Annotated in this window: 16 protein-coding genes; 5 read left to right on the top strand and 11 right to left on the bottom strand. The window is 40.4% G+C overall.

Annotation, left to right across the window (positions count from 1 at the left end):
- Positions 1–381: 381 nt before the first annotated feature.
- Both ACXAFK_RS00080 and ACXAFK_RS00075 read left to right on the top strand, forming a co-directional pair.
- Complete coding sequence (locus ACXAFK_RS00080; RefSeq protein WP_224835676.1) at positions 382–1,656, top strand: ribonucleotide-diphosphate reductase subunit beta; 1,275 nt, start codon at positions 382–384, stop codon at positions 1,654–1,656.
- Between the two features lie 3 nt (positions 1,657–1,659).
- Positions 1,660–3,450 (top strand): ribonucleoside-diphosphate reductase subunit alpha, encoded by a 1,791-nt coding sequence (locus ACXAFK_RS00075; RefSeq protein ID WP_474956397.1) that lies wholly within the window; start codon positions 1,660–1,662, stop codon positions 3,448–3,450.
- Positions 3,451–3,617: 167 nt separating this feature from the next.
- Here ACXAFK_RS00075 and ACXAFK_RS00070 read toward each other — a convergent pair whose 3' ends face one another.
- The 4 genes from ACXAFK_RS00070 to ACXAFK_RS00055 all read right to left on the bottom strand — a co-directional run bounded on the left by ACXAFK_RS00070 (position 3,618) and on the right by ACXAFK_RS00055 (position 7,869).
- Positions 3,618–4,097 (bottom strand): DUF4625 domain-containing protein, encoded by a 480-nt coding sequence (locus ACXAFK_RS00070; RefSeq protein WP_224835674.1) that lies wholly within the window; start codon positions 4,095–4,097, stop codon positions 3,618–3,620.
- 50 nt (positions 4,098–4,147) lie between these two features.
- A complete protein-coding gene (locus tag ACXAFK_RS00065) occupies positions 4,148–4,933 on the bottom strand; it encodes a DUF4625 domain-containing protein (protein WP_474956396.1) in 786 nt (261 codons plus the stop codon).
- Positions 4,934–4,972: 39 nt separating this feature from the next.
- A complete protein-coding gene (locus tag ACXAFK_RS00060) occupies positions 4,973–7,342 on the bottom strand; it encodes a TonB-dependent receptor (RefSeq protein WP_474956395.1) in 2,370 nt (789 codons plus the stop codon).
- Positions 7,343–7,563: 221 nt separating this feature from the next.
- On the bottom strand, positions 7,564–7,869 hold the full coding sequence (locus ACXAFK_RS00055; protein ID WP_474956394.1) for a hypothetical protein: 306 nt from the start codon (positions 7,867–7,869) through the stop codon (positions 7,564–7,566).
- A gap of 268 nt (positions 7,870–8,137) precedes the next feature.
- Between ACXAFK_RS00055 and ACXAFK_RS00050 the strand changes: the two genes are divergently transcribed.
- The 3 genes from ACXAFK_RS00050 to ACXAFK_RS00040 all read left to right on the top strand — a co-directional run bounded on the left by ACXAFK_RS00050 (position 8,138) and on the right by ACXAFK_RS00040 (position 13,875).
- Complete coding sequence (locus ACXAFK_RS00050; RefSeq protein ID WP_474956393.1) at positions 8,138–12,283, top strand: T9SS type B sorting domain-containing protein; 4,146 nt, start codon at positions 8,138–8,140, stop codon at positions 12,281–12,283.
- 2 nt (positions 12,284–12,285) lie between these two features.
- The gene (locus tag ACXAFK_RS00045) at positions 12,286–13,227 is read left to right on the top strand and encodes a PorP/SprF family type IX secretion system membrane protein (protein ID WP_474956392.1); all 942 of its coding nucleotides are present in this window, start codon (positions 12,286–12,288) and stop codon (positions 13,225–13,227) included.
- Positions 13,228–13,293: 66 nt separating this feature from the next.
- Entirely contained in the window at positions 13,294–13,875 is a 582-nt protein-coding gene (locus ACXAFK_RS00040) for a precorrin-2 dehydrogenase/sirohydrochlorin ferrochelatase family protein (RefSeq protein ID WP_474956391.1), read from the top strand.
- A 6-nt stretch (positions 13,876–13,881) separates the two neighbouring features.
- Here the strand turns inward: ACXAFK_RS00040 and ACXAFK_RS00035 are convergent, their stop codons facing one another.
- The 7 genes from ACXAFK_RS00035 to ACXAFK_RS00005 all read right to left on the bottom strand — a co-directional run.
- Positions 13,882–14,634, bottom strand: coding sequence for a LytR/AlgR family response regulator transcription factor (locus tag ACXAFK_RS00035; RefSeq protein WP_224835667.1), 753 nt, complete (start codon positions 14,632–14,634; stop codon positions 13,882–13,884).
- A 10-nt stretch (positions 14,635–14,644) separates the two neighbouring features.
- Positions 14,645–16,576: a histidine kinase gene (locus ACXAFK_RS00030; protein ID WP_474956390.1), complete on the bottom strand. Its 1,932-nt coding sequence runs from the start codon at positions 16,574–16,576 to the stop codon at positions 14,645–14,647.
- 697 nt (positions 16,577–17,273) lie between these two features.
- Positions 17,274–17,939 carry a hypothetical protein gene (locus ACXAFK_RS00025; RefSeq protein WP_293297265.1) on the bottom strand — a complete coding sequence of 222 codons (666 nt, stop codon included), beginning with the start codon at positions 17,937–17,939 and terminating at the stop codon, positions 17,274–17,276.
- Between the two features lie 275 nt (positions 17,940–18,214).
- Positions 18,215–18,586, bottom strand: a complete 372-nt coding sequence (locus ACXAFK_RS00020) for a hypothetical protein (protein WP_293297263.1) — start codon at positions 18,584–18,586, stop codon at positions 18,215–18,217.
- Between the two features lie 214 nt (positions 18,587–18,800).
- The gene (locus tag ACXAFK_RS00015; RefSeq protein WP_474956389.1) at positions 18,801–19,802 is read right to left on the bottom strand and encodes a dienelactone hydrolase family protein; all 1,002 of its coding nucleotides are present in this window, start codon (positions 19,800–19,802) and stop codon (positions 18,801–18,803) included.
- Between the two features lie 24 nt (positions 19,803–19,826).
- Complete coding sequence (locus ACXAFK_RS00010) at positions 19,827–20,774, bottom strand: PorP/SprF family type IX secretion system membrane protein (RefSeq protein WP_474956388.1); 948 nt, start codon at positions 20,772–20,774, stop codon at positions 19,827–19,829.
- Positions 20,775–20,787: 13 nt separating this feature from the next.
- Positions 20,788–21,973: T9SS type B sorting domain-containing protein (locus ACXAFK_RS00005; protein ID WP_474956387.1), on the bottom strand; the 1,186-nt coding region annotated here is incomplete at its 5' end.

The following is a 21,973-nucleotide window of genomic DNA, read 5'->3' as shown; positions in this document are numbered from 1 at the left end:
AATTTACCTTGAAATTATTTCTATCTGATTTTTATGCGGTAAAATTTAATGAACAGATCTTTTGGGGTTGGTGCTTGGGCGGAATTGGACAAATGATCTTTTTTTTGATTGAAATCTGCTTAAAGCCTTATGTAATAAGGGTGTTTGGGATTATATGTTTGCAATTGTTAAAAAACTGTGAAAAAGTATTTCTTGGCAGTCGGTTCCAATGTGGATTTTTCTCAGCCCTTATCCTACGTTTGTTCCCATGGATTTTGAACGTCAAAAATTTCGAATGTTGATAACAGTGTTAAGAACCTGATCGACGAAACTTCAAATCGAAGTGAAGAAAATATGAATTTTACAGTCAAGCTATTTTTTCAACTCCAAACCGTTTTCTTCATGCAGATAACTCATATAACTAAGAGGGATTTTAGTACGCAAGAATTTGATTTACACAAGATTACGAATGCAATCTTGAAAGCCATGACAGCTGTGGAGCATGGCCAGATCACCGATGCGCAGACCATAGCCAGCAACGTAAATAAAGAGTTGTTGGAACGAAAGAGCCAAGACCAACATTATGTGCCCACTGTTGAAGAAGTGCAAGATGTTGTAGAGAACCAACTTATGGACAGTGAGTTCCACGATGTGGCAAAGGCGTACATTATTTATAGGAACAAAAGGGCCCAAATGCGGGAGTCCGATATTTTTGAAAAACGAATAAACCTTAAACCTTACGAATACCCACAATTATACGAATACGTTCCCGCGATCAGACACTCGTATTGGATACATACCGAGTTTAACTTTACCAGCGATATCCAAGATTTTAAATCCGGATTGACCGAAGTGGAACGAAGTGCCATTAAAAATACCATGTTGGCCATTTCCCAGATCGAGGTGGCCGTAAAAACATTTTGGGGCGACATATACCATCGTATGCCAAAACCAGAAATAGGTTCGGTGGGAGCCACATTTGCGGAGAGCGAGGTGCGCCACCACGATGCTTACTCGCACCTACTGGAAATTTTGGGACTGAACCAAGAGTTTGAAAACCTGAAGAAGAAACCGGTGATCATGAAAAGAGTGCAGTATTTGGAGACAGCACTTAAAAATGCAAAAAGCGAAAACAATAAGGAGTATGCCGAGTCCATCTTGCTATTTTCCCTTTTTATCGAACATGTTTCCCTTTTCTCCCAGTTCCTGATCATTATGGCGTTCAACAAACATAAAAATGTACTGAAGGGAATTTCGAACGTTGTGGAGGCCACATCCAAGGAAGAGCAGATCCATGGTGATTTTGGTATCGATGTAATCAATATCATCAAAAAAGAACACCCGGAATGGTTCGATGATGCATACAAGGAAATGATCCAAGATATCTGTGAGAAGGCATTTGAATCGGAAAGTAAAATAGTGGATTGGATATTTGAAGCTGGTGAATTGGATTTCTTGCCCAAAAACTTGGTAAACGAGTTTATCAAGAACAGATTCAACAACTCATTGGAGAGTATCGGGATTTCTAAAATATTTGATGTCGATCAAAAATTATTGGAGCAGACCGAATGGTTCGATGACGAGATCATTGGAACAAAACACGGAGACTTTTTTGTAAAAAGATCCATTAACTATAGCAAAAGAACACAAAGTATAACAAGCGACGACCTTTTTTAAATTATGGAGAAGAGAACACAACTAACCCCGACCACAGACCAAAAACAAGACAATAAAACACAAGAACTTGTAAACGCAAGAAAGGATACCTTGTCCAAACTTAAAACCGAGGAAGACAAGGGGTTCGAATGGTTGAACGAGTATAGCCGAAAGTTTTTGGCATCTGGGTACCTAACCGAGGGCGTAACCCCTGAAGGGCGTATCCGCGAGATTGCCGATAGGGCCGAGGAGATATTGCAAATTCCTGGGTATTCGGATAAATTTTATGGATATATGTCCGAAGGATTTTTCTCCTTGGCATCTCCGGTTTGGTCCAATTTTGGTAAAAAACGTGGTTTGCCCATTAGTTGCTTTGGCTCACATATCGACGATGATATGGGGAATATCCTTTATACACAGTCCGAGGTAGGAATGATGTCCAAACTAGGTGGTGGGACATCGGGATATTTTGGAAATATTAGGCACAGGGGTGCTCCTGTAAAAAATAATGGTCAAGCCTCGGGAGCAGTTCATATTATGCAGTTGTTCGAATCCATGGTGGATGTGGTTAGCCAAGGTTCGGTTCGTCGCGGTCGTTTTTCTCCATATTTACCGATCGATCATAAGGATATCATGGAATTTTTAGAGATCGGTACCGAGGGTAACCCGATCCAACAATTAACACATGGTGTAACGGTGACCAACCAGTGGATGCAGGAAATGATCGAGGGAGACGTAGAAAAAAGAACCATATGGGCCAAAGTGTTGCAACGTAGGGGTGAAATGGGATATCCGTATGTGTTCTTTACCGATAATGCCAATGACGGTGCAGCGGATGTATACAAGGACAAGAACCACCGTATTCATGCCAGTAACCTGTGTACAGAGATTATGTTGCCATCTAATGATAATTGGTCTTTTGTTTGTGTGCTCTCCAGCGTAAACTTGATGCATTACGATAAATGGAAAAAAACCGATGCGGTAGAGACCATGGTCCATTTCTTGGATGCAGTAATTACAGAGTTCATCGAAAAATTGGAGGCTTACAGAGATTCTTCGGACAGAGAGGACAGACAGACTTTCCTATTTATGGAAAGAGCTTACAACTTTGCAAAGCAAAACCGTTCCTTGGGTCTTGGGGTCTTGGGCTGGCATTCTTTATTGCAGTCCAAAAGAGTGGCCTTTAACAGTCAGGAAGCGTATAACTTGAACAGCGAAATTTTTAGGGAAATCAAAGAACGTTCCTACAAAGCTTCAGAACAATTGGCCGAACGATTTGGTGAGCCGGAGGTGTTGAAAGGTTACGGAAGGCGTAACGCAACATTGAACGCGATTGCGCCTACTACCTCATCTGCCTTTATTTTAGGTCAAGTGTCCCAAGGAATAGAACCCATTTGGTCCAACTGTTATGTAAAGGATATTGCCAAGATCAAAACAACCATCAAAAACCCATTTTTAATAGATTTGTTGGAGGAAAAAGGACAAAATACGCCTGAAGTTTGGAAAAGTATCCGTGATATGGATGGTTCTGTACAACATTTGGACTTTTTGACCGAAGAAGAAAAGGCGGTCTTTAAAACCTATTCAGAAATAGATCAACTTGATATAATTTATCAAGCTGCCAATAGGCAGAACCATATAGATCAAGGGCAATCGGTGAACATTATTGTGCACCCGGACATGCCTACCAAGGATATCAACAAAATCCACGTTACCGCTTGGAAATTGGGACTTAAATCCCTGTACTACCAGCATAGCATGAATGCTGCACAAAAATTCAAGCAAAAGAAGGATTGTGTGAGCTGTGAGGCATAGAAAATCCAAATTTGATATTAAAAAATGAGGTCCCGACAACGGGACCTCATTTTTTTGTTCTGTTGAAGAAGACTTTACTTAAATACGGGATCAACCATATTTTTGCGTCCGTGGTTTTAGTTTTTATTGCTGTGGGCAAATTAATAAAACGAAGGACAGTCTCCGTTTTATTCCACAATCTTAATGTCCACAGATGTTCTACCTTGCCATCCAGTGGCATCCGTTACGGAGTAGGCACAATGGTAGTCGCCGGTATCTATATCTTCCGGTATGGTAATGCTAATATTGATCTCATGTGAAGTTCCACCTTCTGCAATAGTAAAGTTTTGCATGTAAATCAATGGATTTTCTGCACTTTTAACAGCTTCTAGATCACATTGAGCACCCTGGTCATCGTGGGTGTGGTGGTCAAAATTGTGATGTATGTCCAAACTATAGGAGGCCAAGGATACATTATCCGTTGCTTGGGCCTTAAATGTGTAGGTCTGACCCCTTTGCAGTACTTCGCAGGCTTGGGGAAAGCCACCCGAGAAGTTTATGCTGATCGCAGGCTTTTCTTCATCAATAGTAGAGTCGTCACTACTTGAGCAGCTCGACAAAAATATAATTGAAGTGGCGATAAAGATGTGTTTAAATTTTAGTTTCATAGTTTTTTTTTTAAACCGTGGAGCCCTGAGGGCCCCCACGGATATTCATATTAAACTGTAGGTACTGTAATATCGATATGGTCTTCGAATTCGTGGATGTTTCCATCCTCGTCCTCGATAGTAAAGATAATGTGATACTCCCCTGCTGGAGCAGTAGCAGGTACTTCTATGTGCTCATGGAACTCTGCCTCGGTCAATTCGTGGTAATCCTCGGAAAAGTCGCCTTCGTAATCCCATTCCACTTCTCCTTCGCCTGCTTCAAGGTCGTGGGCATGAACATCCACCAATACCTCGTGTATACCATTTACCGCTTCGATCATAAATTCTATATGGAAATCGCTTCCTCGCTCTACGGTTTCATCCATTTCAAAATCGCTTACGGTAATAGGATCAAGAATTTGGATGTGACCTTCGATTTCCGTTGTATTTCCAAGGGCATCGGTCACTACCAGTTCAATGTGGTATTCTCCCGCGGGAATGTTGGTCGGAATATCGATGTGTTCATGGAATGTAGGGTTGATCACCAAGTAATCGGCATCGGTCCAAGTTTGTTCGTAATCCCAATCTACTTCACCTTCTCCGGCCTCTACCTCGTCTGAATGAATGTCGATAGAGATACTTTGTACAACTCCTTCGGCAGTAATTTCCGCTTCTAAATGAAGGTCCGATCCTTTATAGGCAACTTGATCGGTAGAATGGGCACTGCCCTCTCCAAATTCAAAATTGGCGATAACCGGGGCTGCTACTGCGTCGGTTCCATCATCATCGCTACTACAAGATTGAAGGGCTACGCCTAAAAATGCGATAATTGCAAGTGGTTTTAACATTGATTTCATTTTTCTTCTGTTTTTGATATTAGACTTAATTTGATTTATTTAAAATGGTATGGTCATCGAAATGGATAAGTTCCTGCCAGGTTCCGGAACGTCGATAAGCCGATAAAAACTGGTGTGATCGTAGTATTCTGTATTGAATACATTATTTAGTTTTATGCGTAATTGCATAGGTTGTGCCGTTTTGAACATTGTTATCCCTGCCATGGCGGATATATGGAGTACTTGAAAACCTTCTGTTTTTTCCTCTGGAGGTACAATATCGTTTTGGGCAGCGGTTATCCTATATTCCGCGGTGATACTCGGTGCTTTTAAAAAGGATACATTCTTAAATTGATAGTTGGCAGAGAGCAAAGTGGATAGGGGTGGATTAAAGGGTAGCGTGAAATCCTTTTTGGGTCCACTGGTCTGTCTGGAATACACATATTCCAAAGAAGCGTCCAAACGTAGATCATTGACGACGGTTGCACCTACCCGTGCCTCGCCACCAAAACGGACTACCTCGCTTTGGGTATATTCGTACACTTGTAAGGTCTCATAGTAATTGGAGGTAGGGTTGAGATAAATGTAATTTTCAAAATAGTTGAAAAAAGGGCTGATACCAAAATCAAAATAGTTGTTGGAATGATCGATATCCAAATCTATTTGATAGGATTGTTCTGGGTCTAGATCTATTCTTCCCCTTTCGTAACGGTACATATGATAGTTTACCCCATCTGAAGCCAACTCATTGGCCAAAGGCATTCTAAAACTCTTTCCAACGTTTACTTTATATGTAGTAGTATTATTGAGGTAGCTCAAACCCAAAGAGCCGCTTAGGTTGCCAAATTCCAAATCCTCGTCTCGTGCACGTTGCAAAAATACATTGGAGGTGGTGCCATCGGGATTGTTTACAACAGATCGGAACCAGTCTGTGTAGGATGTTGTCCGCATAAGGCCAGCATCGTATCGCAAACCTCCCTGTAAGTGTAAATTTTCACTGATTTTATAATGGTCAAATACAAACACTCCCGCGGTATACCGGTCATAAGCAGGAATCAGAAAGCCCCATCCACCTATATTATTGTTCTGGTATTCCGTATTTATTCCAATAACAATGTCATGTCTATCATTGGGCTTAAAGGTGTCTTTTAAGTTCAGCGAATAGGTGTTTTTTGTAAATACCCTTTCCCTGCTGTTGGGGGGTGTGGGCATATAACCATGGGGAACAGGTTCGGAGTGCTCCTCTCTTTGGTTGTTTTGGTAACCAAGGTCCAATTGAATGGTGTGCGCTCCTTTATAAAAAGTGGTGTTATTGGTTATTTTAAAGTGGTTTACCTTGTGGTAGGGTAAATCGATATCCCGATCGGAACTATCATAATCGATAGAGGAGTTCCTAACCTCGAGACCATGGGCATTGGCAAAGAATCCATTTTTGGCGTTTACATTGCTAAAAAAAGTTTCTGATTTAATGTTTTCCGTTACAAAACCAATGCTAGCACTGGCATTGGCTTCCATGCCCGCTGTATTTCTGAGATGATTTTCGTACAGGTCAAAAACGTAGCCCTCGTAATAAATTTTATCGGTGGGCACTTTGTAATCGCCATAATCCCGGTAGGTCAATCGCCCACGATAGAACCATTGTTCTTTTCTTCCTTGGATTCCAGTGGAAATACCTAAAAGATCATTATTGGTCTCACCAAGTAGGTTTACTTCACCATTAAAGGAGTTCGGCATGGGTATTTTTGAGGGCTGGATGTCCACTACACCGGCTATGGCATCGGAGCCATATAATAAAGATGCGGGACCTTTAATGATCTGTATGTTCTCTATTCCGTATTGGTCTATTTCGAGCCCATGATCATTCCCCCATTGTTGGGCTTCGTGCTTAATGCCGTTTTGGACCACACTTACCCGATTAAAGCCGAGCCCCCTGATTACGGGTTTTGATTGCCCTGAGCCAATGGTTATGGTGCTTACACCAGGAATTTTTTTAAGGGTTTGCATTAAGCTATTCTCGCGGTTGGTTTCCAAAAATTCCTTGTCCACTCCAACTGAAATTGTTGAGAGTTCTTGAGCCTGTCTTTTGTCACTTTTTCCAAGCAGCTCGATCTCATCTAAATTGGTCACCTTCTCCGTTAATTTTATTGTGTATTCGCTAAGGTTTCGATCCACTTCTATAACCAATTTGATAGGAGCGTAGGCAATATGGGATATTTCAAATGTATGAGCTCCTTTAGGTATATTCTCAATAATAAATTCACCGTTTAGCGAGGAGACGGCATGTTTTGTACTACCAACAATATTGGCGCCTGAAATAGGGGCCAAAGTGCTCGAATCAATAACCGAACCTTTAATAGTGTAGGTTTCCTGAGCCCAAATCAAAGTGTTGAAACCAATAAACAAACAAGCAAGAAGTGTGTATTTTATCATTATAAGAACTAGATTTTGTAACTAGCTTCTCTTTTGGGGGAAGCATTTATGGAGGTTCCATCAAGTGTGTTTCTAGTATAGGGGGTCGACTTAATGCTTAAAACAAGTATTTGTCAAAAACTGATGTATGGCATACACCAAAAACAAGTTTTGGATTTTAAGCAAAATCAAGTCATAGTAAATGGTAAAAATCTAAATACCAAAAACGAGGATGGAGGATGTTATGCGGTAGGGGGAGGCCTCGAAAACAGATGGCTTATGGTAAGCGTTCCGGAAACCTCAAAAAAATAGGAATTGGTAACTTTTGGATAGTAAACCACAGTGTTCTCAATGGTAGGCTCAACAATATCGTTTACTATTCCAGGGGATTGACTATCGTGTGCTATATTCAAGCATATCTCACAATGGTCCAGATAATCGTCTGTATCGTTATGATGGGTAAGCGCATGTAAGCCTACGAGCTTGGTTGCCAAAAAGAGGACAAACAAACCGCAAGCGATACTATTGCTAAGACGATTCTTTTTCATGGAAAAGCAAATTTATAAAAAAACCAGCGAAATGTGCTAATGGTTAAGGATGTTTGAATTAAGATGAATTAAATATTGGGTTTAGTATCGTTTTATATCTACAATAAGAAAGAAAAGCTTAGGAAAAGGTAGGTTGTTTCTTTCATCAAATTTATACTATTTCACAACAAAAGCCCCTTTGCATACAACATAACTTATCTATTCTAGCCTGTTCTTGATAAGTTTGGAGAAGCCTTACTTCGTAAGGATAAACCTCAGCAGCTAGACTATGAACAAACCGCTAACCCTCCTGCGTTGCAGGCATTCTTTATTGATGGTACTTTTTGTCTTGGCATCAATTAAAGCTGGATATTCGCAGGATTGTTCGGTCAATGCAGGTTCGGACCAAAATTTTGACCGTACGACGACGGTGTTTTTGGGGGCCGATGTGCCTCCGGTCGGTTCCGGTGTTTGGACACAACTATCGGGCCCAACCCTAGTGACTTTTGATGATGCCACCGATACAAGCACCCAAGTCTTCAATACTGCTTTGGGAACCTATATTTTTGAATGGACCGTTTCGGATGTTACCTGCAATACTGCTTCGGACACAGTGGGGATTACCATCGAAGGAGTAGATCTGGAATTGGAAATAGTAGTTAACGATCCACTGCCGAATATTGGTGATGTAGTGACTTTTACAATTAATTTGAGCAATTTTGGAGATGTTGACGCCACGGGTGTCGCCATTGAAAACCTTGTTCCATCTGGTTTCAACAATGTAACCGCAATAAACAATAGCGGAACTTTTAGTTTTATTACGGATAAAGTTAGTTGGACAGGGATAAACGTTCCTGTAGGTACAAATACGGCCTCACTGAGCTTTGATGCTACCGTACTGACCCCAACGGCAACGATGGGAGAGTTTACACACGTTGCAGAAATTATTTTTGCCGATCAATTGGATGTGGATAGTACACCGAACAACGATGACGGAGATCAAAGTGAAGATGATGAGGACAATATTACTCCAGCACCACAACAAGCCGATTTATCACTGACCAAAACAGTGGTAGGAGGGGATTTATCTCCCTTTGTGACCGAACAGATCGGTTTTGAAATAACCATTGCCAACAATGGACCGCACGACGCCACCAATGTACGGGTCGTAGATCAAATACTTTCGGGCTTCAACTATATTTCCTATTCAGCAACAACAGGCACGTACGATCCCATTAGCGGCTTTTGGGAAGTGGGGACATTGGCCAATGGCAGTATTCAAACACTTACCATAAACGTAGAGGTCAATGCGACAGGAAACCATACCAATACCGCACAAATTATAGCTTCGGACGCTTTTGATATAGATTCGACTCCGGCAAATGGTGTTTCCTCAGAAGATGACCAAGGGGATGTAGTAATATCGCCCCAGGAGTTGATCGATCTATCCTTGACCAAAAGCATTGATAAATCCCCACCATTGGTGAGCGATAATGTCCGTTTTACAATTGTAGTAACCAATGATGGACCAAGTGATGCCACCTCGGTGGAAGTTACCGACCTGTTGCCATCGGGATACACCTACATTTCGGACAATAGTGGAGGAACTTATAACCAGATAACAGGAATCTGGAACGTTGGTACATTGTCCAGTGGCAATTCAACGAGCCTTTCGATTTTGTGCAATGTAAATGCCTCCGGTATTTACGAAAATACAGCAGAAATTACAGGACATGACCAAACAGATGTGGATTCCGCACCAAATAACGGTCTTGCGGGAGAGGATGACCAAGATAGTATTTCGGTGGTCCCCGAACCGTTGGTAGATATTGAAATAACCAAAACTGTTGACGAACTTGTCCCAGAAGTGGGAGAAGAAATACGCTTTACGGTAACTGTACAAAACAATGGCCCCAGTGATGCCACCAATGTTGTGGTAACGGATGTACTGTCAACAGGATATCAGTTGGTGGCAGCAAACCCATCTGTGGGAACGTACAATGCCACCAATGGTTCTTGGGTAGTGGGCAATTTGGCGAACGGGATTTCGGAGACTTTGGAAATATCCGTAGATGTGCTGCCAACTGGAAACTACAGCAACACGGCCGAGTTGACCAATGTGGCCGAAAGGGATATGGATTCAAGCCCCAATAACAACAACGAGACCGAAGATGATCAACAGACCATAGAACCAATTGTAGTTCCGGTGGCCGATCTCCTGTTGCGCAAATCCGTAAACGAATTGAGCCCGTACGTGGGACAAAATGTGATCTTTACCCTAAACATTACCAATTTAGGCCCTAGTGAAGCCTCAGGGGTTCAAATTATGGATCTATTACCGGACGGTTATACCTATGTTTCCCATGGCGCAACTGCGGGAATTTATATCCCCACAACGGGTATGTGGACCTTAAACGCAGATATCGGCGATGGAAACACAGAAACACTTTCTATAGTGGCAACAGTGAACGATCAAGGGGATTACTTTAATGTAACCGAAGTATTTGCCGCAGATCAATTGGACCCCAACTCCATTCCCAATAACAATAATGTTTTTGAAAACGATCAAGATAGTGCTGGTACTACACCCGTGCCATCTGCAGATTTAAATTTGAACTTGGCCGTGGACAACGAGTTTCCCGATGTAGGAACACAGGTAACCTTTACCGTAACATTGGCCAACGAAGGTCCCAGTGATGCCATTGGAGTGGCCGTTGAAAATTTACTGTCGGATGGATTTACATATATTTCCGATAATTCTAATGGGTCGTTTGATCCATCTACAGGACTTTGGAATGTTGGGAATCTTGCCTTGGCAACCCAGATGGAGCTGAGCATCGTAGCTGAAGTGAACCCGACAGGAGATTACGGTATAAACTCCGAAGTGGTAAGTGCTACTTTTTTTGATGTAGATTCCACACCGAACAACAAGATCCCAACAGAGGATGATCAAGATCATAAAACAATATCTCCACGGCAAGTGGCGGATATTTCAATAAGTCAAACTGTAAGCAGCATGGATCCTGAAGTTGGTGATGAAGTGGTCTTTACCATTCTAATTGCCAACAATGGCCCCAACCATGCGACCGGGCTGATTATCGAAGATGAACTGGAGAATGGTTATCAATTTGTGTCCGCCATGCCTTCTGCCGGTGTTTATGATGAAATATCAGGGTCTTGGGATCTGCCTTCCCTTGCCAATGCAACAACCCAAACTTTGGAAATAAGAGTAATCGTACTTCCAAATGGAGAGTATAAGAATACTGCCGAACTTATAGCTTCGGACATTTATGACCCCGATTCCACCCCAAACAACAACTTGGGCTCTGAGGATGATCAATCAACGATAATTCCAGTTCCGGGCGGACTTAACGATCTTTCTTTATCCAAAACGGTGGATAACGCCAACCCGAATGTGGGAGATCTAGTTCGCTTTGTGGTGAGCATTACCAATAATGGGCCGTCCGATGCAAGAAATGTTTCGGTTACCGATATATTGCCTATCGGTTATACTTACGAATCCCATAGTGCTACCGCAGGTGTTTACCAAGCAAATGCTGGACTATGGAACATCAATAGGGAAATTTTGAATCAGGATACGGAAAGCTTGGAGATTTTGGCGGTGGTCAATCCGCCCACAGGGACCGAGAACGAATATTTGAACGAAGCATATATATCGTCAAGTTTATATCCAGATCCTGACAGTGACCCATCAACAGGTACCAATGCAGATGATCTTTCCGATGGCATTGTGGATGACGATGAGGCCGCTGCTTTTGTAGTGCCACAAACAACCGATCTGGTCATCACAAAACATGTGGACAATGCCTCGCCCAATATCGGGGATGAGGTAATTTTTGAGATTACCGTTGTCAATCAAGGTTTAGATGACGCCACCCATATCGGAATTCAGGAAGAGTTGCCATTGGGATATACATATGTAAGCCACGAAACAACCAATGGAACGTACGATGCATCGGCCTCTTTTTGGGAAATTGAATCTTTGCCAACAACAGAATCGGCCACACTATTGCTTACGGTTGAGGTTGCGGATGTTGACGATTACATCAACCGAGTGAGTTTGGTATTTGTAGATCAATGGGATATAGATGAAAGCAATAACTCCGCTGAGGCTTTTGTGGAACCTGGTTGTTTGGTGGTGTATAACGAGTTTTCGCCCAATGGGGACGGGGTAAACGACTATTTTAAAATCGATTGTATTGCGCAATATCCGAACAATTCGCTACAAGTGTACAACCGATGGGGAAATATTGTTTACCAGACAAGATCGTATAAAAATGATTGGGACGGTACCACTAATGGCCGTGCCGTAGTTCAACCAGAGGATCAATTGCCCGTGGGAACATATTATTATGTGTTGGATTTGGGCGATGGTTCGGAACCACGAACCGATTGGTTGTATATAAACAGATAAGTATGGGGATGGTTTGGTTTAAACATAAAGTAAAAGGGGCAAGGCAAATCTGTTTTCTGCTCATGGTTCTGTTTGTCTATTCCGGTTATGCTCAACAGGACCCCCAGTTTACCCAGTACATGTACAATACCATGAGTGTTAACCCTGCATTTGCCGGTAACCATGGCCATTTAACTGCTCTATTGTTGCATCGTTCGCAATGGGTAGGTATAAATGGAGCTCCGAATACCCAAGTATTGGCCGTGGATATGCCATTGGAAAATAAAATCGGGGCAGGGGGGATTATTTCCCGAGATGCCCTTGGTCCAGCTTCCGAAATTTCTGTGGATGGCAATGTTTCGTATACCATACAATTGGACAGTGCCAATAGTAAACTTTCTTTTGGCATGAAATTGGGCGGACGCATTTTTGATGTTGATTTTTCCAAGGGCCTAACAGAGGACGCCGATGTGGCATTTCAGAATAATATAAAGAGCAAGTTTTTCCCTACCATTGGCGCAGGGTTGTTCTATGATACCAAAAAAGGATATTTGGGGTTTGCTATTCCCAATTTCTTTTCACAAAAACACTATGACGGGGAAGAGCAGGAGATAGCTGCCGAACGGCTACATTATTATTTTATAGGGGGCAAAGTAGTGGATTTGACCCCAGATGTAAAGTTAAAACCTGCCTTTTTTGTAAAATGGGTGCCCGGTGCGCCGATTATCGCCGATGTATCGGTAAACGCAATGCTACGGGAAACCTTTACCTTTGGATTGGCCTACCGCTGGGACGATTCCTTTTCTACTTTATTGGGCATGCAGATCAACCCCAACTTTAGTGCTGGGTATGCCTATGACCTTACCACCTCCAATTTGGCTAGCTATACAGGTGGATCACACGAGTTATTTGTTAGGTACGAGTTTAAATCCTCCAAAAAGCAGAAAGACCCTCCTACATTCTAACGATCCGTATTCCCCGGCCGGAATTAGTCAGTATCTTTGTAAAGTTTTAGTTGTAAAAAAAACGCTATGGAGAGGAATGAGTTGTATCCCATTTTTTTAAAGGTTTCCCATTTAAAGGTACTCATTGTTGGGGGAGGTAACGTAGGCTTGGAAAAGTTGACTTTTTTGCTGAAATCCAGTCCACGGGCACAGGTTCAAATGGTAGCGCCCGAATTTTTATCAGATACTTTGGAATTGGCCAAAAAGCACAATGTTGAGATCACAAAGGATGTTTATGCAGATCATTTTCTAAAAGGGAAACACATTGTGATCGCCTGTACGGACAAGCCCAAGGTCAACGAGCAAGTGTACCATGATTGTAGGGAGCTGGGTAAATTGGTAAATGTGGCGGATAATCCTCCATTTTGCGATTTTTATATGGGCGGTATAGTGACCAAGGGAAATGTGAAAGTTGCCATATCCACCAATGGGAAATCGCCAACAACGGCCAAGCGCCTTCGTCAATTTTTTGAAGATGTACTGCCGGACAACATTGATGATCTCGTAAACAATCTGAACAAATATCGGAAGACCTTAAAGGGGGACTTTGAACAAAAGGTCGAAGCACTGAACGAATTCACCAAAGGATTGGTAAACAATAAGGATTAAGTCCTTCTACAAACGTTTCATGGCCTCTATTAGGTCGTCTTTTTTTCTTGGGGAAATATTTACCTGCAAATCGTTGTTCATAATTACATATCCCCCATCTGACTTCACATACTTTTTTACCTTTTTTAGATTGATGAGAAAACTGTTGTGAACCCTCATAAACTGGTGTTCGGATAACAGGTTTTCATATTCTTTTAAATGTTTGCTCACCAGTAGGGTGTTCTCGTCCTCGAGCATAAAGATGGTATAGGAGCCATCTGCTTTACAAGCGATAATTTCGTCTATCCCAATAAATTCCATTCCTGCCGTGGTGGCCAAACAGATTTTTTCCGGTCTAACCTTACCGCGGGAGATGCTTTGCATTAAAGTATCCAATTGCTCCCGGTACACATTGGTGTCCATACGGGTTCTGGCTTTCTCTACGGCTTGTTGTAGCTCGTCCAGATCTATGGGTTTAAGTAGATAGTCCAAGGAACTGAACTTTATGGCCTTTATCGCATACTTTTCGAATGCGGTGGTAAAAATCACTTCAAAATTTGGATCTTTGATCTGTTCAAGAACATCGAAACCTACTCCCGATTGTAGCTCTATGTCCAGAAAAACAATGTCGGGGCTGTAAATGGATAATACTTTTACGGCTTCTTGAACAGAGCCGGCCGTTGCAATTACTTGAACGTCTTTGCAAAATTCTTCCAACATAGACTTTAGGGTTTCCCTGCTATGTTTTTCATCTTCGATAATTACTGCTTTTAAAATCATTGGGTTGGTATTAGGGGTTATGTATTTTTAGTATCACTTTGGTTCCAGAAGGCTGTCCATGATCATCATATTTATCAATGATCTCTATTGAGCTTTTGTTATGTGCGCTATGATTTAACATTTGTAATCTTTTTTGGGTTATCTCCATCCCACGGGATTTTTGATTGTAATTTTTGTTTTTAATACTTAGTCTGCCAATACCATTGTCTTCAACTTCTATCACACAATGTTCACCTTCATTATAGAATCGAATATGAAGTTTCTTTTCCCCATTTTTTTTACCAATCAACCCATGGATCAATGCATTTTCCACAAATGGTTGCACAAGCATTAAAGGTATGTTGACATTTTCAACATCAAGATTTTCTGCCACGTCTATTGTATATTGGAAAGAATTGTCAAAGCGCAAGGATTCCAACTCAAGATACGATTTTATTACATCGATTTCTTCATCAAGTGTTACCGTGGTCAAATGTGAGCTTTCAAGCACATTTCTGGTAAGTTTAGAAAATTTCGAAAGATAATTGAGAGCGGACATTTTATCGTTTTGAATGATCAGATGTTGAATCGAACTTAATGAGTTAAAAATAAAATGTGGGTTTATTTGTGAACGAAGAGCGATGATTTCCTTAAGGCTTAATTGAGCTTGTAGGTTCAATTTGGATTCGTATTCTTTTTTGATTTTGTAGGCCAATCCAAGGGAGAACAATAAAATTTCTATGGACGCGCCAATGGTCATGTAATATCGGCTATGAAAAAACAAAAGGCCAAGAGCTCCGAGCATATAACAAAATGAACCGACAACGATGAAATGAGTAAGGTAATCTTTGGCTTTTAAAAGGAGATATATCATCGAGAATACTCCGACCATCGTCATTAAAAGCCTCTGGAAGGTCAGTATCCAATGTTTGATCATATAATCTTCATTTATAAAGGCAATCGAATCTGCCGCGATAATGGCAATAAGTATCGGTACCACACTTATGAGCAATACATGGAGCTTTGGGTAATTTACTTTGGTATTAAGAAAATATATGGCGAACAATACATAAAATAAATTAATGAACACCTGCGATATCAATATGGTCCAAAACCCGAACATTGTATCCGTAAATGTAATGGAAATGTATGCGCCACCCAGATATATACCAAGAAACATGACGTAAAGTGAATAGAATAAAAATTCCATTTTTTGCACTTTAAAAAATATAATGAGAAACGTAAAAAAAAACGTAACACAAGCTCCTAGAAAAACTTGGTGAAAAGAAATTTCCTTGAGATCCTCGTGAGTATAGTAATTGGTAAAAAATCTATTCGATTTATTTGACAAATACTCAAATGTCATCTCTCTTGTAAATAGGAAAGAGTTTACCTTGACAAAAAGATATCTATTGTCTATTAAATTATCGATGCTAAAATTGACGCCGTTATTATACCTAAAGGATGTTCGTGGTTTGGGACTGTTAAATTTACCGAAGGGTTTGTCCAAGATAGCCCCGTTTTTATTATAGAATAATTGGGCTTCACTGTAATAAGCTGTTCTTAATGTCCAGTTGAATTCTTTTTTTAGCGTGTCCAATGCATCGATAAAATCCAGTCGAATCCAGTATGTGGCATTCAAATCATCAATTGGTATTTCCGATAAAGGCGTAAAGCTGGATGGGTCTTCCAATATATCATCAATAGTTAATTCATTGGTTTCATCTTTAAAGAAATCGGCAGGTATTTGCTTTGTTTTACGATCAACTATAGTGTTTTGGGCAGAGAGATAATATATTTGGATTGAACATATATAAAGTACAATTGCCCAAAAACGAAAGGAACAATAGGGTATATGTGGTTGTTTGGTGATGCGGTGAATCGACTTTAACGGGAAAGCGAGAGGCACACCAGTACGAGTTATTTTAACTATGCGATATTCTTTATTTGTCCAGTAGAGCATTTACAGGGTTAATATTGGAAAAAGCAGATGTTGCGGTCTATTTAAAAAGATTTTTCTTTCATTTATTGGGGAATTTGATTATTATTTATATATTTGAGTTCTTGTCTACGGCACATCTTTGTGTTATTTGGTCCTATAAAAAGAGGGATATTCTTCATATTCAACATATTGTAGTTGCTGCTCAAACTTTAATGTTTGTTTATAGTAATAAGTGAAAAAATGATTTCACTATCTTAATTTAAGCATTTTTTGGGGGAAGAGGGTAAAACGCACTTAAATCCTAATTTAATTACCATTTTTGGAGTTAGGATATTGGCGGATAAAAATGAACTCACCACTTTCTTTTCTTGTTTAACTGTTGCGCAGCATAACCCCATACTTGCTTTCAGCTGAAGAAATTACTAATGGTGAGTTTTTCAAATAATCTGTTAAATAGTTTTGGACTGCACTGTCTTCATCGCCAGAACCGAAGACAAGAACAATACTGTCATCTGTGCAGCCCAATTAGTTGTTTTTTTCAATGGTTAAATCTACGTAGCCTCGGGTAAAAAATATATGCCTATTTGATGTATGCGGTGTTTGGATTTATGAATGACCTTTTTGAGTTTATAGGTGTCTGAATAATTGGAATTTTAATTTGGATTATTACCCCAATTTGAACCAAAGGGGAATACTAATTTGGTAGTTCCTTGCCATCTTAAGCAGAATGACAAAGTTCATTATGCCCATTTTCAATCAATTTTGAACCAAACTTGAATTTTTTATCAGGCATTTTGGCTATAAAATGTCCTTTAAAATCAATGGTAGTTATATTGCTGAAATAGCCCAGTACATCTTCATAATCGTTGATATTGATACCTGAATTTTTCAAGTTTTTGTGGATTGACGATCTTTTAGAACCAGCTTCCCAATCACCATAAACTCTTTTATCCTTTGATTTAATGATTAAAACTTTCAACTTTTTTAAGTGCCAAGTGGGAACGTAAAAATTGGATACCCCATCTTTTATTGATTTGAAAGTGACATAAACCTTGCCCACATTCTTATATACATTTACCTTATATCCCATTGCAGCATTGTTCAAGGGGAGTTTTAGACAAGAGTCTTCCGATTCCAGATAGAATAATATAGGATTGTTCCGCAATATGGTTTCGGTTATCTGGGGTACGTCCAAAGTAAAAGACCATCCCGGTAACTGTTCTCTAATATCAAAAGATAATAGTTCCACAGTGTTCGGCGTCGAAGGGCGATAAAGTTTATGATGGCTCTTGATCATTGTGTTGGATTTATTGATTAGGTAAATGGGATACCCAATGATTACCGCAGCGCAAAGAAGTGTCCAAATAATGGTTAATATATGCATGTCAAATGTTTTATTTTAAAACTTGGGATTTTTTTCATCCCTAAATAACAAATTAATAATGAGTCTTTTGTGTGTCAATTTACGTATGGGTGTTTCCAATTGACGTATGGGAATTACTCGGTATAATGGTGTATTTTATAGACGAAATACAACAATTGCTTGCACCCCAGTCGAGACCAGGTCGATAAAAGCATGCCACCAATAATATCTATGAACTCGTATAACCATGTTTACAGGATTTATCCTTCTATAGGTTCTCTGCGCATTTATGTAATTTATTTTTTGTCGGTCTTTTCAATTTGGCCGATTACACCCATTACATCATAATTGGCTATTTTTCGTGTACTATAGTTTCTTTTTATATGGTTGATATAAGTGTGGATTTCTAAGGTGTAATAGTTTTCAAGCTCAAAAACAGGGTCCTTGGCAATTTCAAGACTGCTGTTCACTTTCATTTTTCCGTAGGACCTGGCATGGTAAACTATTTTGTGGTTGTTGTTCTCATTGTCCATCCACTCAATGGTCACTTCGATGAAGTCATCCATTCGCTCCTTCAGTTTATAAGAAGCGTGTTTTGGTATTTTTCCAAATTCGTATTCTGATTTTACCAGGTCTAAAATCCATTTTTCCAAAAATTTCCCTTTCATCGTAGATTAAGTTTTAGGTGTTCTGATTTGGTCCCACTTCTGGGTTTATTGGTACAATTAATAATGTTTGAGGTTTAGGCAGCGTTTCTAGATTCTGTTCGAACAAACACGAAAATTTGATAGGTGTTGATTAGTGGCAACCGAAACGCTAGGGGAGGTTAGTAAGTAATATCGATAGTGTTGATTAGGTTTAACATTTCTCATTTAAATACAATTAATCCATATCAAAGATTTTTTTATACCAAGTTATGGCATTGGTTCTTGCAATTATTCTTTTGTTATTGTCTTCAAAATCGAATCCATGGCCCACACCCGTATAAATCTTAAATTCTACGGGCAAGTCCTTTTCTTGTAAAAGATCTATCTGACAAAGCGTATTTTCGCTCAGATATCCTTCTGACGGAATTTGATAGAGCATAGGGGCATATGGTTGAAATATATTCCCTTCCAAGGCGTCTTCACTACAGGGGCTTTTACCATAGTAGTTGAATGCCCCAGAACCACCGTAGTAGAAAACACCACCGGCAAAACCTTCAACAGGCATAGGTTCGGGAGGAATTACACCAGAGTTGGTGTCATAGGACTGGCCATCAAAGGTTTGTTTCCACTCCCACCCTTCTGGAGTAATAGCTGTATCGTACAAGGTGGATGCCACGGCACTTGCGCCATCAGAAAAACCCAGCAACGCGATTTGTTTTTTGCGAAATGTGTATCGCCCATCACTGAACTTAACTTCCTGTACTAATTTAAGGGCCGCATTCGCATCCCTTGGTCTAATAAATTGGGAGCTGATCTTAAAGTTGTCCGGAGCGGTGGTCCATTTTCCAGTCCTTGTTTTTACGCCACGCCCGGAATAACTATCTACAAAAACAGCTGCAATACAATTGCTGTTAAGTAGGTTTTTCCATTCCGTAAATTGCCCTGACATTTGGCCTTTGCTAGCATCATGGTCCAACCACATACCATCAGAACCATGGAGTACCATGACCGCGGGATAATCTTCCATATCACAACCTTTGGGTATTGAAATGTAAACAGGTATGGAAGCATCCCCAACTTTAGTATACACTAGAGTATCTTTTGATTCGCTTTTTAGTACTAAGGGTTCATTGTTCGAAGGTTGCCCAAAAGGATTTCCATCTTCACTACAAGAGAAAAATACTAAGATGGTTGTAGCCGAAAGGACAATCTTGAAATTTTTAATAATCTTTTTCATTTACTAAAGTCTTTAAGTGTTCGTTCAATAGGTACAGGAGCAATTTGAAATTCCTTGAAATAAATCTACCCCTAAGGTGATTACATGGGTTCCCTGTGAATACCCTAAAATTTCATTGGCTATGATTTGGTAGCTATACCCAAAGTAGAAATCACCTTTTTTGAGGCCTATCATTGGAGCCAAATAAAGGGGACTGCCCAGTTGATCGTTCAAAAAGCGATAGGTAAAGCCGGCATAATAGTAGTCCAAGAAGTCATACCATTTAAATTTGGTATTTACGTCGGTGATCGATCTGCCATCACTTTCAAAATATTGAAAGAGTACAGAAGGTTCAATTTCAAAATCTGCCCTTCTGTTTTTCCTAAAACTATACCCAGAATAGAGGTAATAGTTTCTCAACGTATTTGGCTCAAGAATAGGGTTGAACTTATTAAAGTCCTTATTGAAAATGTTGGACACATTCAGGCTCAAATAAAATTCCCCCCGCCGGTATAATGCTCCAAGATCAAAATTGGGGTTGCTGGAAGCTCGGTCGTCAGTTACCGCAAAATCAAGGTCTCCGTCTTCAAAATTCTCAATATCAATACGAAATTGGTTCAGGTTAAAGGACAGGGCTAGCGAAAGATAATTTCCTTCATATTTATCCAAGGTCAAATGGTGTGCAAAGGCAATTTTTGCACCACGTTGCTTGGTTTCCCCGTTGGAATCGTTGTACATCAACAATCCAATCCCCGACCTGTTGCCCAACCGTACATCTGCAGATAGCGACTGGGTATCAGGAGCATCCCTTATTCCAACCCATTGTGTGAATCCGTTCATCCTAACCTTTACAAAGTTTCCGATGCCCGCATAGGTGGGAGACATTATAAAAGGATTGTCCGCTAGGTATTGGGACAACTGTGGGATGGTCAGCTCCTGTCCGTAAGTGTATATAGTGCTCATCAACATTGCATAGATTAGAGTTTTTCTCATTGTATTATCATGTTTAACGGTATAGGGTAAAATTCCCTACGTATTCTCGTCCGGTACCATCGTTCAGTTTAACAATGTACCAGTAATCTCCAGATGGAATAGGTCTGGATTCGTAGGTGCCGTCCCAACCTTGGTCCAGAGGCCCTATAACCCATATTTTCCTTCCATATCTATCAAAAATGTATGTTTCAATATCGGGGAACCCTGCTGTATTCCTAGGTTTCCAAAAATCATTTTGCCCATCATTGTTCGGAGTGAAAAAATTCGGGATGGTTATTTCCATCAAATTCATTGTTGTACTTTCAAAAACCTCACAGCCATTGCTGTCAACAACCCTGACGGTAAAGGTTCCGCTTCGGGTAATGGTATAAGTGTTGGAATCAGTTTCGCTATTATCATCAAAATAATAGGTATAAGGCGCGGTACCTCCAGTAACATTTGCAGTAATCTGATTCACATATTCACTGGTCAATGTTAGCTCCAATGGTTCAAAGTTTTCAACTTCAAATGGAATCTCACCCATACAACCATTGTTGTCCAATATGAATAAACTATGATCGCCTGGACTTATATTTCCAAAATCAGGACTTAGAGTGAAATCATTCGGTTCAGTTGAATCCAGAGCATAGAGCACATCGTTACTGACTGATGGGTCGAACAAGGTAACTGCAATGGTGTTTGATGGAAGGTTCGCATCGCACGAATACAATACATCAACCGAACCACCAAGATTAGCTCCGCCAGGTTGAATGCTGAAACCTGTATTGGTTTCACAACCCGTGTCATCAATTACGCTCATTTCATAATTTCCGGGAGACAGATTGTCTATGGAGAAAGAATTTGAATTGAAAACCATTGGCTCCATATTGTTAAGTTGAACAGTAACAGGTAAATCTGCGTTTCCAATGGTTACAGAAACGGAGCCGTTATCACTTTCCCAACAGGTTTCATCCTCAACATTAATGGAAACACTAAATCCAGTTATGGTTACCTCAAAACTCTGCTCTGCATCCGGACAATTCCCTTGCCCAGAACTAAACACAAAAATGGTCTGAGATGTGTTTATTACATCCCCTTCAAACAATGGTATTCCTGTACCACCACTTCCAGTAAAGTAGTTTCCATTCGTTAATTCGGGCAATGTATAGGAATCACATACTTCTACATCTACTGGAGCATCTGCCACGGGCTGCTCGTCT

It is taken from the genome of Flagellimonas sp. ABD4_174 (assembly GCF_056160185.1).
Note: the sequence above shows the minus strand (reverse complement) of the source record. Positions and strands in the feature narration are given on the sequence as shown.